We start from the raw sequence: 16,071 nt of genomic DNA on the forward strand, positions 1-16,071 counted from the left end.
GGAGTGACGCATGGCCTTCGAAGTTGATGAAGACATACTGCAAGACTTTCTGGTCGAAGCATCCGAAATATTGGAACAGTTGTCTGAACAACTGGTCGACTTGGAAAAGCGGCCCGATGACAAGAACCTGTTGAATGCTATCTTTCGCGGTTTCCATACCGTGAAAGGGGGGGCTGGTTTTCTGTCGCTCGGTGAACTGGTTGATGTATGCCACGGTGCGGAAAACGTGTTCGATATCTTGCGTAATGGCAAGCGAACTGTTACTGCGGAGCTGATGGATGTAATCCTGCAAGCGCTGGATGCCATCAATGTCATGTTCGCCCAGGTTCAAAATCGCGAAGCACCCAGCCCTGCGTCAGATGATTTGCTTCATGACCTCCATGAATTGTGCAAGCCAGAAGGGGAAGAGCAACTGCGCACTGCTACCAGTGTGGCTGCGGCTGTAGAATCTGAACCTGCAGCACCGGTAGTTGTTGAAGAAGTTGCTCCAGAAGTTGTTGAACCCGCAGCCATCAGCAGCGAGCCTGCTCCTGTCAATGGCGGCGGCTCGATCGATGAAATTTCTGCAGACGAATTTGAACGTCTGCTGGACGAGCTCCACGGCGTGGGGGGGGCTCCGACCAAGACGGCTGCAGCAGCCCCAATAGCGGCTGGCTCTGGCGATATCACCGATGATGAGTTTGAGGCCTTGCTGGATCAGCTCCATGGTCAGGGACAGCACATGGGGGCGCCAGAGGTAAATCCTCTGAAGTCGGTGCAAAAAGAGGTGGACGAGCTTATCGATGATGATGAGTTTGAGCGTCTGCTCGATGAATTGCATGGTCGTGGTCAAGGGCCTCAGAGTACTATGGCACCGGCCGCACCGGCCGCACCTGCTGCGGTGACTCCGCCCAAACCGGCCACTCCTGTTGCCAAACCAGCACCGGCAGCCCCCGCAAAACCCGCTGAAGCAGCCAAGGCTCCAGCGCCTGCCGCCAAGGCTGCGCCTGCGCCAGCAGAAAACAGTGCCGTGCAAAGCGATACGACGGTGCGGGTGGATACCAAGACCCTCGATGTCATCATGAACATGGTAGGTGAGTTGGTACTGGTTCGTAACCGGCTGGTGAGCCTGGGTATTGCCAGTAATGATGAAGAGATGTCAAAGGCGGTTGCCAATCTGGATGTGGTAACGGCTGACCTGCAAGGGGCGGTGATGAAAACCCGCATGCAGCCAATCAAGAAGGTATTTGGTCGTTTCCCGCGCGTGGTACGTGATCTGGCCAGAACCCTCAAGAAAGAGATTGAGCTGGTGATGGTGGGCGAAGAGACAGATCTGGATAAAAACCTGGTGGAGGCGCTCGCCGATCCTCTGGTTCACCTCGTTCGCAACTCATGCGATCACGGGGTCGAAATGCCGGATGTTCGTGAGAAAGCGGGCAAACCGCGGCAAGGGACGATCACCCTTAGCGCCTCCCAGCAAGGCGATCATATCCTGCTTTGCATCGAGGATGATGGGGCTGGGATGGATCCGGAGAAACTCAAGTCCATCGCAATCAGTCGCGGTGTTCTGGATGCAGAGACTGCCGCTCGCATGAGCGACAACGATGCCTATAACCTGATCTTTGCCCCGGGTTTTTCAACCAAGGCCGAGATCTCCGATATATCTGGCCGTGGTGTCGGAATGGACGTGGTTAAAACCAGCATTGTCAGCCTCAATGGGTCAGTGCACATAGATTCCACTTGGGGGAAAGGTACCCGTCTCGAAATCAAGGTTCCGTTGACGCTGGCCATTCTGCCGACTCTGATGGTTGAAGTGGGGGAGCAGACCTTCGCGCTTCCCCTTGGTTGTGTGAACGAGATTTTCCATCTGGACCTGAAAAAAGCCAACATGGTTGATGGCCAGCTCACCATCATTGTGCGCGAGAAGGCGATACCGCTCTTCTATCTGCACAAATGGTTGATTCGTGGCGCCAACAAGCGTTCACGTCAGGATACCGGACATGTGGTGATCGTGCAGATTGGCACTCAGCAAATCGGGTTTGTGGTAGATAGCCTGATAGGTCAGGAAGAGGTGGTGATCAAGCCACTCGATAATCTGCTGCAAGGCACCCCTGGCATGGCCGGGGCGACCATTACCAGTGATGGCGGAATTGCCCTTATTTTGGATGTGCCGAGTCTGCTCAAAGCATATGCGCGTAGACATTAATAGCTCAGGCCCAAGGAGTTAGAAAAACAACAATGGCAGTCAAGGTATTAGTTGTCGACGATTCGAGCTTCTTTCGCCGTCGGGTGAGCGAGATCATCAATCAGGATCCCATGCTGACGGTGATTGATACGGCCCAGAATGGACGTGAGGCGGTGGACAAGGCGATGTCGCTGCGCCCTGATGTGATCACCATGGACATCGAGATGCCCGTGATGGATGGCATCAGTGCGGTGCGGGAGATCATGGCCAAGTGCCCAACCCCCATTCTGATGTTCTCCTCCCTGACCCATGAAGGGGCCAAGGCTACGCTGGATGCGCTGGACGCCGGTGCACTCGACTTCTTGCCCAAGAAGTTTGAGGACATTGCCAGAGACAAAGATGAAGCGGTCAGACTGTTGCAACAACGAGTGAAGGAGATCTCCCGCAAGCGCTTCCTGATGACATCCGCTGCTCGTCCCAAAACACCTGAACCGGTTGCTCGTGCTCCTCTGGGCAGCACAGTGCCCAGAATTCCTGATCGTCAGCCTGACCTGCAACGCACTGTACCAAGTGCTTCATTCAAGCGCAGTGGCAAGAGTTATCAGTTGGTGGCGATCGGTACTTCTACCGGCGGACCTGTTGCTTTGCAAAATGTGCTGACCAAGTTGCCGGGGGATTTTCCCCATCCCATCCTGCTTATCCAGCATATGCCAGCCACTTTTACTGCCGCGTTTGCTGCCCGTCTCAACGGGTTATGCCAGATTGGCGTCAAGGAAGCGGAAGATGGCGATGTGCTTAAACCAGGGCATGCCTACCTTGCTCCCGGTGGCAAACAGATGCTGCTGGAAGGTCGTGGTGCAGGGGCCCGCATTCGCATCGTGGATGGCAACGACAAGGTCAATTACAAGCCTTGTGTGGACATTACCTTTGCCTCTGCGGCCAAGACCTATGCCGACAAGGTATTGGCGATTGTGCTGACCGGTATGGGCGCAGATGGCCGTGATGGCGCCAGACTGCTGAAAGAGCAGGGGTCAACCATCTGGGCTCAGGATGAGGCTTCCTGCGTGGTATATGGTATGCCCCAAGCAGTAGCTAAAGCGGGGATTGCCAGCGAATCACTCCCTCTGGACAAGGTGGCCCAGCGTATTCTGGTTGAGTTGGGGCGCTAATCATGGGCTTGCTCGGTCTGCTCCTGGCATTGGGGGCTATTGCCATTGCCCAACTGTGGCATGGCGGCTCCCTGTTGACGCTGGTGGACGGCCCTGCTTTTTTGATCGTGCTGGGTGGTACCGTTGGTGCAGTCACGTTGCAGACTCCAGCCAAGTACATCCTGCTGGCGTTGCGCCAGCTGTTATGGATTTTTACCCCTCCCCGCCAAGATCTTGCGACGCAGGCCGAACGATTGCAGTCATGGGCCGTCTTTGCGCGCCAGCAAGGGCTGCTGGCCCTTGAAAATCAGGCCGAGCAGGAGGAGGACAACTTTACCCGTCAAGGGCTCGGCATGATTGTCGATGGGGTCTCCACAGAGGATATCCGTATGCTGCTGGAAGCGGACATCGATATCGAGCAGGAGCGTAATGAACATGCCGCCAGGGTATTTGAAGCCATGGGGGGGTACAGTCCGACCATCGGGATCATCGGTGCCGTGCTGGGCCTGATCCAGGCCATGTTTCATCTTGAAGACCCGTCAGCGCTGGGGGCGGGTATCGCAGTGGCATTTGTGGCGACCATCTATGGAGTGGGGTTTGCCAACCTCATCTACCTGCCTATCGCCAATCGGCTACGCGCATTTCACTACCACTATGCACTCTTTCAGGAGATGACCCTGGAAGGGCTGCTGGCTATCGCTCATGGTGAAAACGGCTTGCAGGTTGAACGCCGGCTCAGGGCCTATTTGAAAGGAGAGTAGCCATGCGCAAGCGCTATCGGTTGCACTTGCAGGGTCGCGAGCATCTTGACCGCTGGCTGGTCTCCTATGCCGATTATATGACGCTGATCTTTGCCTTGTTCGTGGTGCTCTACTCTGTTGCGCTGGTGAACAAGGACAAGTATCGCGCGGTGATTGATGGTATGAGCCAGGCGTTCAGTGTCATGCAGTCTGGCGGCAATGGCTTGCTTGAAGGGCAGGGTAATTCCCTGCTGGATAACCCGGTATCTGCCTCTCCATCGTTGCTGGAAAGCCCTGCATCCCCCTCTCCTTCACTTGCTCCTATTTCTGGTGTGCCAGTGCTGCAAGATGGCGCGACACTTGCAAAACTCGATATGCAGTTGCAACAGAGCATGGGCTCGCTGGTGGATGCCGGTATCGTCAAACTGACGCAAGATGAGAACTGGCTGACGGTTGAACTCAGTTCCGGCTTGTTGTTTGGCAGCGGCAGTGCCTTTTTGGGACCAAACGCTGCACCGGTCATTAATACTCTTTCAAGTATTCTCAAACCGGTCGATAACTATGTAAGGGTTCGGGGTTATACCGATAACCAACAGATAAATAATGAAATTTATCGTTCTAACTGGGCGCTTTCTGCTGCTCGGGCCGAGGCGGTACTCAATGGCTTGATTACCGATGGGATCGCCCCTCAGCGTCTGGCGTTCGAGGCATATGGCGAGTTTTCCCCCTTTGCTGACAACGGCAGCGAGCAGGGCAGACTGCAGAATCGCAAGGTTGTGGTCGCTATCTCCAAGTTTGCCTGGGTGCCGCCAGCACCTGTGGTTGCAACGCCTACGGTAGTTGCCGAACCGGTTCCTGCTGTACAACAGGCGGTGGATGCAGGAGAGATAAAGGTGATCGCCTTGCCCGGTGGTGGCATACGCATAACAACAAGGCAGGATTGATACAGTGATTGTTTGGACGGTTGCCAACCAGAAAGGTGGTGTGGGTAAAACCACCACAGTGGTCTCGCTTGCGGGGATCCTGGCCCAGCGTGGCCAGCGGGTGCTGTTGATTGATACCGACCCCCATGCTTCGCTGACTGCATATCTTGATTTTGATTCAGATCGCCTGGATGGAACCCTCTATGAGTTGTTTCAAGCTGTCAAACCGACAGCCGAGCTTGTCAATAAACTGACGCTCAAGACCAAATTCGAAAATATCAACTTGCTGCCAGCATCTATTACCTTGGCGACCCTTGATCGGGTGATGGGCAATCGTGAGGGGATGGGACTGGTACTGAAGCGGGCACTGCTGCGCATTCAGGATCAATATGATTACGTGTTGATCGATTGCCCACCAGTGCTGGGGGTGATGATGGTCAACGCGTTAGCTGCCTGCGATCGCATTCTGGTGCCTGTCCAGACCGAATTTCTGGCCCTCAAGGGGTTGGAGCGGATGATGAAAACATTCGAGATCATGCAGCGTTCCAAGCGTGACAAGTTCCGTTATACCGTGATCCCGACCATGTTCGACAAGCGCACTCGTGCCTCTCTGATGACCTTGAAGTCGATCAAGGATCAATATGGAGATTCAGTGTGGAATGCGGTGATCCCTATTGATACCAAGTTTCGTGATGCCAGCTTGCTGCATATCCCCCCGTCTATCTATTCTCCCGGGAGTCGTGGAACCTATGCATATGAAACGCTGCTCAACCATCTTGATGCCCTTGAGCGGCAACGGGTTCATGAGGTGACGGTATGAGAGATACCATTCAAGTTCGGGCGATGGATGACTATTTCCACTCCCTGCTGCTCGATGAGCCACTGGTGCTGGATGAGGTGGAAGAGGTTCAATCTGCCCCTGTTTTACAGTTGCAACGTCAGCCCCAAAGCGTCCCAGAGGTAGTCGCCGCACCTTACCTTGAAAGCGATCCACGGCTTGCCCAGCTCGGTGAGCTATTGGCTCAGGTGGGACAAGTCCAGTTTGAGAATGACGCCTTCCCCCAGGAAGCGACTCTCACTGCACAGCTGGAGATTGTGGCAGAGGAATCACTGCTGCCGGTGGAGCCTGAGTGGCCTGCGGAGGTGCTGCTCCCCGAGGTTGCGGAGCCCCATGCTACTATCCTGACCGAGACAGCGCTGGAGGTTGCTCCGGTAGAGGCCAGTGAACCGGTTACTTGGGAAAATATCGATACCGGCAAAGAGTTTCAGGCCCTTTTCTTTGAAGTCGCGGGCGTGACGTTTGCGGTGCCGTTGACCGAGCTGGGTGGTATTCATCAGCTGGGCGAGATCACCTCTCTGTTTGGCCAGCCTGGCTGGTACAAGGGGATCATGACATCTCGCGAGCAGAAGATGAATGTGGTCGATACTGCCCAGTGGGTCATGCCGGGTCAGCATCTCGAGATGGATGATTACAAGTATTTGATTATGCTTGGTGAATCGCCGTGGGGATTAGCCTGCCACCATCTCAAAGGGACTGAATTGTTACACCGTGACCAAGTTAAATGGCGCCATCAGGAGGGCAAGCGCCCCTGGTTGGCGGGCATGGTCAAAGAAAAAATGTGTGCCCTGTTACACGTTCGCGAACTGCTCCTGTTGCTGGAGCGTGGGGTTAACATAGAAGGTCGCTGATAACTTCTGCAATCGAGCTGTTTTATTGCTAGTTTTAGCAGTAGACGTTTTCATAAAAGGAATAAAAACATGACAGAAAAGCGCAATATTGCACAGAATCTGGCCGAAGATGAAGTGCTGCAATGGGTAACCTTCCAACTGGAAAACGAAACCTACGGCATCAATGTGATGCAGGTTCAGGAGGTGTTGCGCTACACCGAAATTGCACCGGTGCCGGGTGCGCCTGAGTACGTACTGGGGATCATCAACCTGCGTGGCAATGTGGTGACTGTCATCGATACCCGTTCCCGTTTCGGTCTGCCTTCCGGTGATGTGAGTGAAAACTCCCGGATCGTGATCATCGAGGCCGAGAAACAGGTGATCGGCATCATGGTCGACAGCGTGGCAGAAGTGGTTTATCTGCGCTCTTCCGAGATCGATGCGGCACCAGCGGTCGGTACTGAAGAGAGCGCCAAGTTTATTCAGGGGGTGAGCAACCGCGATGGGCAACTGCTGATCCTGGTTGACTTGAACAAGCTGCTCTCCGATGAAGAGTGGGAAGATATTGGTTCCCTCTGATAAGTAAGGTGATGTTTTGATAATCGAGATGGTTGCCTTGGGGGTGTCCCTGATTGCCTTGGCGTTTGCCTCTTATATCTGGTTCAAGAGCAAGCGCAGCAAGCAGGAGTCCGAGGCCAGTGTGGCAACGCTGCAAGGTCAGTTGGAAAGCTTGCGCAAGCAGATGATGGAGCTCCATACCGGTGCCATTGGCATGGGGCAGCGTCTGCAGTCGGTGGAAGGGGCGATGCAGCAGGTCAATGAGCGCCAGCAAGAACTGACCATGCAGGATCCCGAGCGCAGGCTCTACAGCCGAGCGGCAAAGATGGTCGAACTGGGCGCCGATCTTGATGAAGTTATGAGTGAGTGCGAGTTGCCAAAGGCAGAGGCTGAGCTCTTGATATCGTTGCGAAAAGGTCGCTCTTGATGATTCAGGAAGGCAATTGCCTTCCTGAATTTTATGGCGTGCAGCCGCTTGTCTCCCAGCTGCGTTGAGCAGGCGGTTTCTACCGTATTTTCTTTGTGATCCCGGTCGCCAGTCAGTTCAATTGTTGCATCTTTGAAAAGACGTATTCCAATACTGTGTTAAGATGCAGACCGCTTCATTTTCTCTGAAAAAATCCCCATGCTGCTTCAAGTTAACAATCTGAGCTGCGTGCGTGAAGATCGCACTCTGTTTGAACACCTCTCTTTCTCTGTTGCGCCCGGCGATCTGGTGCAAATTGAAGGGCCCAACGGGGTTGGCAAGACAAGCCTGTTGCGGTTGTTGACCGGGCTGTCGCAGCCGTTTGCCGGTGAGGTGTGCTGGAATGGGGAGAATATTCGTCACTGTCGTGATGAGTATCATGCCAATCTGCTCTATCTCGGCCATCAGCCCGGTGTCAAAGCGGCGCTGACCCCTTTTGAAAACCTGAAATTCTACCAGCAGTTACATCACCCGCAGCAAACAGAGACTGACTTGTGGCAGATATTGGCCCGGGTTGGGCTGGCCGGATTTGAAGAGAACCCGACCGGGCAACTCTCTGCCGGTCAGCAACGCCGGGTGGCCCTGGCCAGACTCTGGCTGTCACAGAAACCGGCACTCTGGATCCTCGATGAGCCCTTTACCGCCATCGACAAGCAAGGGGTCAAGGTGCTCGAGCAGCTCTTTCTGGAACACGCCGAGCGGGGCGGCATGGTGATCCTCACCACCCATCAGGATCTGACCCTGATGCAGGGACGGCTGAAGACTATCTCGTTGACCCCCTTCGCCTCGACATTGCAGGAGTAACGCCATGTTGCGCGCTGTTATGCACCTTATTCACCGTGAACTGCTGATGGCTCTGCGCCAGCGTTCCGATATTCTCAATCCGCTCTGGTTTTTCCTCATCGTCATCACCCTGTTTCCGTTAGGCATTGGCCCGGAGCCCAAACTGCTGGCCCGTATTGCCCCGGGGATTATCTGGGTGGCGGCGCTATTGGCGGCCATGTTGTCGTTGGAGCGGCTGTTTCGCGACGACTTTGTCGATGGCGCGCTGGAGCAGATGATGCTGATGCCGCACCCGCTGGGCTTGCTGGCGCTGGCGAAAGTGGTCGCTCACTGGCTGCTGACCGGCTTGCCGCTGCTGCTGATCTCTCCCTTGTTGGCGATTTTGCTGTCGCTGGATATGAACACCTATCTGGCTGTCGTCGCGACGCTGGCACTGGGCACTCCGGTATTGAGTCTGCTCGGCGCGGTCGGGGTCGCGTTGACGGTGGGACTGCGCAAAGGCGGGGTGCTGCTTAGTCTGCTGATCCTGCCGCTCTATATTCCGGTATTGATTTTTGCCACCTCAGCCATCGATGCCGCGGGGATGAGCTTGCCCTATGGCGGGCAGCTTGCCATTCTGGCCGCCATGCTGGTGGGGGCTTTGACACTGACGCCGCTGGCTGTGTCGGCGGCGTTGCGGGTCAGCCTCAACTGATGGCCGTGAGCTGAACCGAATTTGGCTCCGAATGGGGTCTTTTTGCAAAAAATAATGTTGCGATGGATCAAGGAGAGTGCCGCTTATTGCTTTCGGGGTATTTGATGCTGCCCTGTGGTCGGTATGGTAGGCCTCGCCAAACGATTAATAACAAAAAGGTTTTGTGAGCTATGTGGAAATGGTTGCACCCTTATGCCAAACCGGAGCGTGCCTATCAGCTGGCAGGCACGCTGTTGCCCTGGTTTGCGGTGATTAGTCTGCTCTCGTTTGTGATCGGTACTGTCTGGGGCCTCGCGTTTGCGCCAGCGGATTACCAGCAGGGAGATTCGTTCCGGATCATCTATATCCACGTGCCTTCCGCCATTTTCTCCATGGGGGCCTACTCCACCATGGCGGTGGCCGCCTTTATCGGCCTGGTGTGGCAATTGCGGATGGCGGACATGACGGTTGCAGCCATTGCGCCGGTCGGCGCCGTATTTACCTTTATTGCCCTCTTTACCGGTGCCGCCTGGGGCAAACCGATGTGGGGTACCTGGTGGGTGTGGGATGCGCGGCTCACCTCTGAACTGATCCTGCTGTTTCTCTACCTCGGCGTGATAGCCCTCTACAACGCCTTCAGCGACAAGGTGGTCGCTGGCCGTGCGGCCGGCATTCTGGCACTGGTTGGGGTGATCAACCTGCCGATCATTCACTACTCGGTGGAGTGGTGGAACACCCTGCATCAGGGGGCCACCATCACCAAATTTGACAAACCCTCCATTTCACCCGAGATGCTCTGGCCGCTGCTCATCATGATCCTGGCATTTGCCGCGTTTCTCGGTGCCCTGACCCTGATGCGTTTTCGCAATGAACTCCTGATGCGGGAGTGGCATCGCCCCTGGGTCAAAGAGATTGCAGAGCAGGAGAAGTAAGCATGCACTTTGCCTCTTTCAGTGATTTTATGGCGATGGGCGGTTACGCCTTCTATGTCTGGCTCTCTTTTGGCCTGACGCTGGTGTGTCTGGTCGGCATCATCATTTCTACTCGCATGAAAACCCGCAGCCTGCTCGGTGAGTTGCGCAGCAAACAGGCGCGTGAGGCCCGTCGCAAGGCGGCCCAGCAGATGGAGAACACCCTATGAATCCGAGACGCAAAAAACGCCTCACCATCATTCTTGCCATCACCCTGGGTCTGGCGACCGTCAGCGGGCTGGTGCTCTACGCCCTCAGTCAGAATATCGACCTCTTCTATACCCCGAGCGAGCTGGTGGAGGGGAAGGGGCCGGACAAGATCAAGCCGGAAGAGGGGCAGCGCCTGCGCATCGGTGGATTGGTCGTGCCGGGATCGGTACAGCGGGATCCCCAGAGCCTCAAGGTTGCCTTCAAGCTGGTGGATAACGGCGGTCATCTGGTGACGGTCGAGTTTGACGGCATCCTGCCGGACTTGTTCCGTGAAGGGCAGGGGATTGTTGCCCAGGGCACCCTCAAGGATGCCACGACCGTAGAGGCGTTCGAGGTGCTGGCCAAGCACGATGAGAACTACATGCCGCCGGAAGTGGCCGATGCCACCAACGGTATGCACTTCAAGCCGGAGTATACCGAGGCGCAGTTGAAGGGAGCCAAGCAGTGATCCCTGTGGTGTTTGCCTTTTTCGCTTTGCCTGCCGTGCGTGGTGCGGCTGTTGTCACCGTTCAATTGAAAGGAATGCTTTCATGATCCCGGAATTAGGTCAGTTTGCGCTGATCCTGGCCTTTGCCACTGCCCTGCTGCTGGGCAGCTACCCGCTGCTTGGCGCCAGCTGGGGGCGTCTTGGCATGATGTCGGCGGCCCGTCCGCTCGCCTATGCCCAGTTTTTGTTGCTGCTGCTGTCGTTTCTCTGCCTGACCTGGGCCTTTATCGATAACGACTTCACCGTGCAGTATGTGGCCACTAACTCTAACAGCCTGCTGCCGCTCGCCTATCGCATTTCCGCCGTATGGGGCGCCCACGAAGGTTCCCTGCTGCTGTGGGTTCTGACCTTAGGGGGCTGGACTGCGGCGGTGGCCATGTTCAGCCGCCGTCTGCCGCTCGATGCTGTCGCGCGGGTACTTGGTGTGCTGGGGCTGATCTCGGTCGGCTTCACTGCTTTCGTGCTGTTCACCTCCGATCCCTTCACCCGCACCTTGCCCTATTTTCCGGTCGATGGTCGTGACCTCAATCCGCTGCTGCAGGATCCGGGTCTCATCTTTCATCCGCCGATGCTCTACATGGGTTATGTGGGCTTCTCGGTGGCGTTTGCCTTTGCCATTGCTTCGCTGATGACCGGTCGTCTCGATGCGACTTGGGCCCGCTGGTCGCGCCCCTGGACCATGGCGGCCTGGGTATTCCTGACCCTGGGCATAGTGCTCGGCTCCTGGTGGGCCTACTACGAGCTCGGCTGGGGCGGTTGGTGGTTCTGGGATCCGGTAGAAAACGCCTCGTTTATGCCTTGGCTCGCGGGTACCGCTCTGCTGCACTCGCTGGCGGTGAGCGAGAAGCGCGCCACCTTCAAGGCGTGGACCGTGCTGCTGGCCCTCTCTGCCTTCTCGCTGAGCCTGCTGGGTACCTTCCTGGTACGCTCCGGCGTGTTGGTGTCGGTCCATGCGTTTGCCTCCGATCCGACCCGCGGCCTGTTTATTCTCGGCTTCCTGCTGGCGGTGATCGGTTCATCCTTGCTGCTGTTTGCCTTTAAAGGCTCGCAGGTGAAGAGCCACGGCAAACACGAGCTGTGGAGCCGCGAGACCCTGCTGCTTTGCAACAACATCATGCTGGTGGCGGGTCTGCTGACCGTGCTGCTCGGTACCTTACTGCCGCTGGTGCACAAGGAGCTGGGGCTGGGGAGCATTTCCATCGGTACTCCCTTCTTCAACCACATCTACAGCTGGCTGATCATCCCGTTTGCCCTGCTGCTGGGGATTGGCCCGTTGTTTCGCTGGCGTCGTCAGGAGCTGGGGGAACTCAAAAGCAAGGTGGTCGTGGCACTGGTGCTGAGTCTGGCCGCAGCCTTGCTGTTGCCGCTGCTCTTGGCCGAAACCTTCAAGCCGTGGGCGGCGGTAGGGATTGGTCTGGGCGCCTGGATCATCGTCACCAGCGTGCAGGAGACCTGGGCGCGGGCTACCCACAAGCACAGCTTTGCAGTCGGTGTGCGCAAGCTTGGCAACAGCCACTGGGCGATGATCCTTGGCCATGTGGGGCTGGCAGTCAGCATCATAGGTATTGCCTGCACCCAGAATTACAGCATCGAAAAGGATCTGCGGATGCAGGCGGGTGATCGGGTGCACTTTGCCGATTACGAATTCGTCTTTGCCGGGATCAAGGAGAAGAACGGCCCCAACTACGATGGCTTCAAGGGCGTGCTGGAAGTGCACCGCAATGGCAAGCAGGTCGCCCTGCTCAAGCCCGAGAAGCGGATGTACAAGGTGAGCCGGATGCCGATGACCGAAGCGGCCATCGATGCAGGTATCACCCGCGATCTCTATGCGGCGCTGGGGGAACAGCTCGACAACGGTGCTTGGGCGGTGAGGATCTACTACAAGCCGTTCGTGCGCTGGATCTGGTTTGGCGGCGTCTTTATGGCCATCGGTGGTGTGCTGGCGATGCTCGACAAGCGTTACCGTTTCGGCCGTCGTGAGGAGGAGGCCAAGGCATGAACAAAAAGACCTGGTTGTTTTTAATCCCCTTTATCGTCTTTTTGCTGGGGGCGGTGTTCCTGTTCAAGGGGCTCTACTCAGATCCCACCAAGCTTGAGTCCGTGATGGTGGGCAAAGAGGTGCCGGTGTTCACCCTGCAGGACATTTACGATCTGAACAAACAGCACGATCGCAGTATCCTGACCGGTCGCCCCATGCTGCTCAACGTCTGGGCTACCTGGTGCCCGACCTGCTACGGCGAGCACACCTACCTCAAGCAACTGGCGGGGCTGGGTATTCCCATCATCGGCATGAACTACAAGGATGAGCGCGACAAGGCGATCAAATGGCTGGCGGAGCTGGGCAACCCCTATCAGGTCAACCTCTATGATCCGGACGGCATGCTGGGGCTGGATCTCGGGGTATATGGCGCGCCGGAGACATTCTTTATCGACAGTAAGGGGATCATCCGGTATCGCCACGTGGGGGATATCAACCCCGAGAACTGGGCGTCGACCCTCAAACCCATCTTTGATGCCATGAAGTGAGGGGAGTCCTGATGAGAGTATTTATTGCTTCCCTGCTGCTGTTGCTGGGATGGGTGGTGCAAGCGCCGGCCATGGCCGCTATCGATGTCTACACCTTCGACAACGACAATCAGGAGCAGGTCTTTCGCGAACTGACCAAGGAGCTGCGTTGCCCCAAGTGCCAGAACCAGGATATCGCCGACTCCAATGCGGGGCTGGCCAAGGACTTGCGCGACAAGACCTACCAGATGGTGCGCGAGGGCAAGGATAAAGAGGAGATAGTGGATTACATGGTGGCCCGCTACGGCAACTTTATCCTCTATAACCCGCCCCTGATGGCCTCCACCCTGATCCTCTGGCTCGGCCCGCTGCTGGTGATCCTGATCGGTGGCGCCGTGGTCGTGATGCGCAGCCGCCGGCCCCCTGCGGTGAAAATACAACTGGATAACGCCTTGAGCGAGGAGGAGCAGCGCCGACTGGCCGAGCTGCTCAAAGAGGAAGAGAAACAATGACCGCTTTTTGGATAGTTATTGCGGGCTTGCTGGTGCTGGTGAGTCTGGCGCTCGTCGTGCCGCTGTGGCGTGGTGAAGGCAAACAGAGCATCAGTCGCTCGGCGCTCAACAAACAGCTCTATCGCCAGCGATTGCTGGAGATTGGCGAAGAGCGCGAGCAGGGTGTCCTGGCTGAGGAGTCCGACTCGCTGGTCGAGCTGCAACGAAGTCTCTTGGATGATATCCCTGATGTGGAACAGACTGCCCGCAGTGGCAAGAGTCTGATCTGGATCCCGGGTGTACTGGTGCTGTTGGTGGTGAGTCTGGGGCTCTACTACAAGTTGGGCTCCTGGCAAGAGGTGAGTCGCTGGCAAGATGCCAGCAGCCGTCTTGGCGAGCTGAGCAACCGCATTCTGGTGGAGCGGGATGCCAAGGTGACCGAGCAGGATCTGCTGGATTTCACGCTGGCACTGCGTACCCGCCTCAAGGATGAACCGAACGACTACCGCGGTTGGCTGCTGCTGGGACGCTTGGCGCTGGATGGCAATGATCCCGAGATGGCCAGCGAGGCGCTGGAGCGGGCCTACACGCTTGCCCCCCAGAAATCGCTGGTGGCGGTGCCCTATGCGCAGGCGCTGATGATGACGGGTGATGAGGCGCAAGCGGATGCCCTGTTGCAGGCTGCTATCGCGCAGGATCCGGACAATATCGAAGCACGCTCCGTCTATGCTTTTATGGCGCTGCAAAAAGAGGACTTCCAGACCGCGCTGTCTCGCTGGCAGGCGATGTTGCCACTGATGGAGAAAGGCACTCCCCGTTATGTGATGGTTGAGCGCTCCATGGAGTATGCCCGCGCGCAGCTCAAGCAGCGCGGCATCGAGGTGACGAATTCAGGCGCAGCCAAAGCGGGCGTAGTTGAGGGACAACCGCTCGCGGTGAAGGAGGGGGAATTCCCCATCCACGTCACGTTGGCGGCGGGCATTCAGATGCCGGAAGATGCCCATCTCTTCGTCTTTGCCGTGGTGCCCAACGGGCCGCCTATGCCCATCGCCGTGAAGCGTATCGCAGGGCCAACCTTGCCTGTTACCCTGTCACTCGGGGATGGCGATGCCATGATGGAAGGTAGCAAACTGGCGGCCTATCCGGAGCTGCAGTTCAAGGCGCGTCTCTCGCGCGGTGGCAATGTGATGAACAAGGAAGGAGCCTTCGAAGGGGTATCCGTGCCGGTCAAGACGGCCGAGATCCCTGCTGCTCCGATTGACATCCGCATCGATCACGCCCTCTAATATGCCTTTGGATAACCCGGCCCCTGGATAGGGGCCGGGTTATCTATACTTCTGATAAATCAAAATAAAACGTCAGGACAATCATATGTATCTTCGTTCAGGGGCCATACTGGCAGCCCTCTTGCTGGCTGGCTGTGCCGGTGGCCCACCCAAGCCTGGCCCAGAGAGTCTGGATCTCAATCCCGGCATGAATAATCCGGGGGCCACCAGTACGGCGGCCGATCCCCGCGATCCCTTCCAGGGGGCCAACCGGGCCATGTGGGCGGTCAACTATGATGTGCTGGAACCCTATGTGGCACGTCCTGTGGTACATGCCTATGCCCGCTACATTCCGGTCGGGGTGAAGGATGGCATTGCCAACTTTGTTGCCAACTTTGATGAGCCAAGCAGCATGGTGAACCATCTGATCACCGGTGATTTGAAGGGGGCGGGCACCAACCTGGGGCGCTTTACCCTCAACACCACGGTCGGTCTGCTGGGTATCTTCGATGTGGCCAAACATGCCGGCCTTGAGCGCAACAAGCTGGAGATGGATACCGTGCTGGGCAGGGCCGATATCGGTGACGGTGCCTACATCATGGTGCCTGTTTACGGCCCGACCACCACCCGTGAGCTGGTTGGCGATACCATTGATACCATCTATTTCCCCTATGCCTTGCTGACAATCCCGCTAAGGGTTACCCATTGGGTGCTGGATGGCTTGGGCACACGTGCCAAGCTGATCGAGCAGGAGCGGATCATCGACAACTCCCTCGATCCTTATGCGCTGACCAAGGACTTCTACCTGCAATATAACCAGGGCAAGGTGACGGGCAAGCAGACCGAGCTGAAAGCGTCTCAGCAAGAGCAGGCCGACGATGCCAATCTGGATGAATATATGGACGAGTTGGACCAGTAAACGGGCTATCTCGATATGTAAAAGGCGCCTGCGGGCGCCTTATTCATTTACGTAGCCATATCGAGATAAAAAAACGCCCCGCAGTGCGGGGCGTTTTGGC

At 56.7% G+C, this 16,071-nt stretch carries 18 protein-coding genes; all 18 read left to right on the forward strand.

Features of this window, described 5'->3' with window-relative positions; all coding sequences use genetic code 11:
• Positions 1 to 10 precede the first annotated feature (10 nt).
• Positions 11 to 2,185: a chemotaxis protein CheA gene (locus ACB040_RS06545; RefSeq protein ID WP_338772174.1), complete on the forward strand. Its 2,175-nt coding sequence runs from the start codon at positions 11 to 13 to the stop codon at positions 2,183 to 2,185.
• A gap of 32 nt (positions 2,186 to 2,217) precedes the next feature.
• On the forward strand, positions 2,218 to 3,333 hold the full coding sequence (locus ACB040_RS06550; RefSeq protein WP_338772173.1) for a chemotaxis response regulator protein-glutamate methylesterase: 1,116 nt from the start codon (positions 2,218 to 2,220) through the stop codon (positions 3,331 to 3,333).
• A gap of 2 nt (positions 3,334 to 3,335) precedes the next feature.
• On the forward strand, positions 3,336 to 4,073 hold the full coding sequence (locus ACB040_RS06555; protein WP_005343988.1) for a flagellar motor protein: 738 nt from the start codon (positions 3,336 to 3,338) through the stop codon (positions 4,071 to 4,073).
• A 2-nt stretch (positions 4,074 to 4,075) separates the two neighbouring features.
• A complete protein-coding gene (locus tag ACB040_RS06560; protein WP_338772172.1) occupies positions 4,076 to 4,996 on the forward strand; it encodes a flagellar motor protein MotB in 921 nt (306 codons plus the stop codon).
• 4 nt (positions 4,997 to 5,000) lie between these two features.
• The gene (locus ACB040_RS06565) at positions 5,001 to 5,795 is read left to right on the forward strand and encodes a ParA family protein (protein WP_043820930.1); all 795 of its coding nucleotides are present in this window, start codon (positions 5,001 to 5,003) and stop codon (positions 5,793 to 5,795) included.
• Positions 5,792 to 6,664 carry a chemotaxis protein CheW gene (locus tag ACB040_RS06570; protein WP_338772169.1) on the forward strand — a complete coding sequence of 291 codons (873 nt, stop codon included), beginning with the start codon at positions 5,792 to 5,794 and terminating at the stop codon, positions 6,662 to 6,664. The genes ACB040_RS06565 and ACB040_RS06570 overlap by 4 nt, the downstream gene beginning before the upstream one ends.
• A 69-nt stretch (positions 6,665 to 6,733) precedes the next feature.
• Positions 6,734 to 7,222: a chemotaxis protein CheW gene (locus ACB040_RS06575; RefSeq protein ID WP_005298836.1), complete on the forward strand. Its 489-nt coding sequence runs from the start codon at positions 6,734 to 6,736 to the stop codon at positions 7,220 to 7,222.
• A 28-nt stretch (positions 7,223 to 7,250) separates the two neighbouring features.
• Positions 7,251 to 7,628 (forward strand): DUF2802 domain-containing protein, encoded by a 378-nt coding sequence (locus ACB040_RS06580; RefSeq protein ID WP_005353661.1) that lies wholly within the window; start codon positions 7,251 to 7,253, stop codon positions 7,626 to 7,628.
• A 198-nt stretch (positions 7,629 to 7,826) separates the two neighbouring features.
• Positions 7,827 to 8,471 carry a cytochrome c biogenesis heme-transporting ATPase CcmA gene (gene ccmA / locus ACB040_RS06585; protein ID WP_113740466.1) on the forward strand — a complete coding sequence of 215 codons (645 nt, stop codon included), beginning with the start codon at positions 7,827 to 7,829 and terminating at the stop codon, positions 8,469 to 8,471.
• A 4-nt stretch (positions 8,472 to 8,475) separates the two neighbouring features.
• Entirely contained in the window at positions 8,476 to 9,144 is a 669-nt protein-coding gene (gene ccmB, locus ACB040_RS06590; protein ID WP_103251228.1) for a heme exporter protein CcmB, read from the forward strand.
• A 170-nt stretch (positions 9,145 to 9,314) separates the two neighbouring features.
• Positions 9,315 to 10,055 (forward strand): heme ABC transporter permease, encoded by a 741-nt coding sequence (locus tag ACB040_RS06595; protein ID WP_371153681.1) that lies wholly within the window; start codon positions 9,315 to 9,317, stop codon positions 10,053 to 10,055.
• Between the two features lie 2 nt (positions 10,056 to 10,057).
• Entirely contained in the window at positions 10,058 to 10,264 is a 207-nt protein-coding gene (ccmD, locus tag ACB040_RS06600) for a heme exporter protein CcmD (RefSeq protein WP_019444732.1), read from the forward strand.
• Positions 10,261 to 10,752 (forward strand): cytochrome c maturation protein CcmE, encoded by a 492-nt coding sequence (gene ccmE / locus ACB040_RS06605; protein WP_103251229.1) that lies wholly within the window; start codon positions 10,261 to 10,263, stop codon positions 10,750 to 10,752. Before ccmD ends, ccmE begins: the two co-directional genes overlap by 4 nt.
• Before the next feature lie 82 nt (positions 10,753 to 10,834).
• Positions 10,835 to 12,790 (forward strand): heme lyase CcmF/NrfE family subunit, encoded by a 1,956-nt coding sequence (locus ACB040_RS06610; RefSeq protein WP_371153684.1) that lies wholly within the window; start codon positions 10,835 to 10,837, stop codon positions 12,788 to 12,790.
• The gene (locus tag ACB040_RS06615) at positions 12,787 to 13,317 is read left to right on the forward strand and encodes a DsbE family thiol:disulfide interchange protein (RefSeq protein WP_279488189.1); all 531 of its coding nucleotides are present in this window, start codon (positions 12,787 to 12,789) and stop codon (positions 13,315 to 13,317) included. Before ACB040_RS06610 ends, ACB040_RS06615 begins: the two co-directional genes overlap by 4 nt.
• Positions 13,318 to 13,328: 11 nt before the next feature.
• Positions 13,329 to 13,808: a cytochrome c-type biogenesis protein gene (locus ACB040_RS06620; RefSeq protein ID WP_040065315.1), complete on the forward strand. Its 480-nt coding sequence runs from the start codon at positions 13,329 to 13,331 to the stop codon at positions 13,806 to 13,808.
• On the forward strand, positions 13,805 to 15,073 hold the full coding sequence (gene ccmI / locus ACB040_RS06625) for a c-type cytochrome biogenesis protein CcmI (protein ID WP_371153686.1): 1,269 nt from the start codon (positions 13,805 to 13,807) through the stop codon (positions 15,071 to 15,073). Before ACB040_RS06620 ends, ccmI begins: the two co-directional genes overlap by 4 nt.
• A gap of 85 nt (positions 15,074 to 15,158) precedes the next feature.
• Positions 15,159 to 15,971: a VacJ family lipoprotein gene (locus ACB040_RS06630; RefSeq protein WP_371153688.1), complete on the forward strand. Its 813-nt coding sequence runs from the start codon at positions 15,159 to 15,161 to the stop codon at positions 15,969 to 15,971.
• Positions 15,972 to 16,071: the final 100 nt, after the last annotated feature.

This window comes from Aeromonas sp. S11(2024) (assembly GCF_041402345.1).
GTDB lineage: Bacteria > Pseudomonadota > Gammaproteobacteria > Enterobacterales > Aeromonadaceae > Aeromonas > Aeromonas veronii.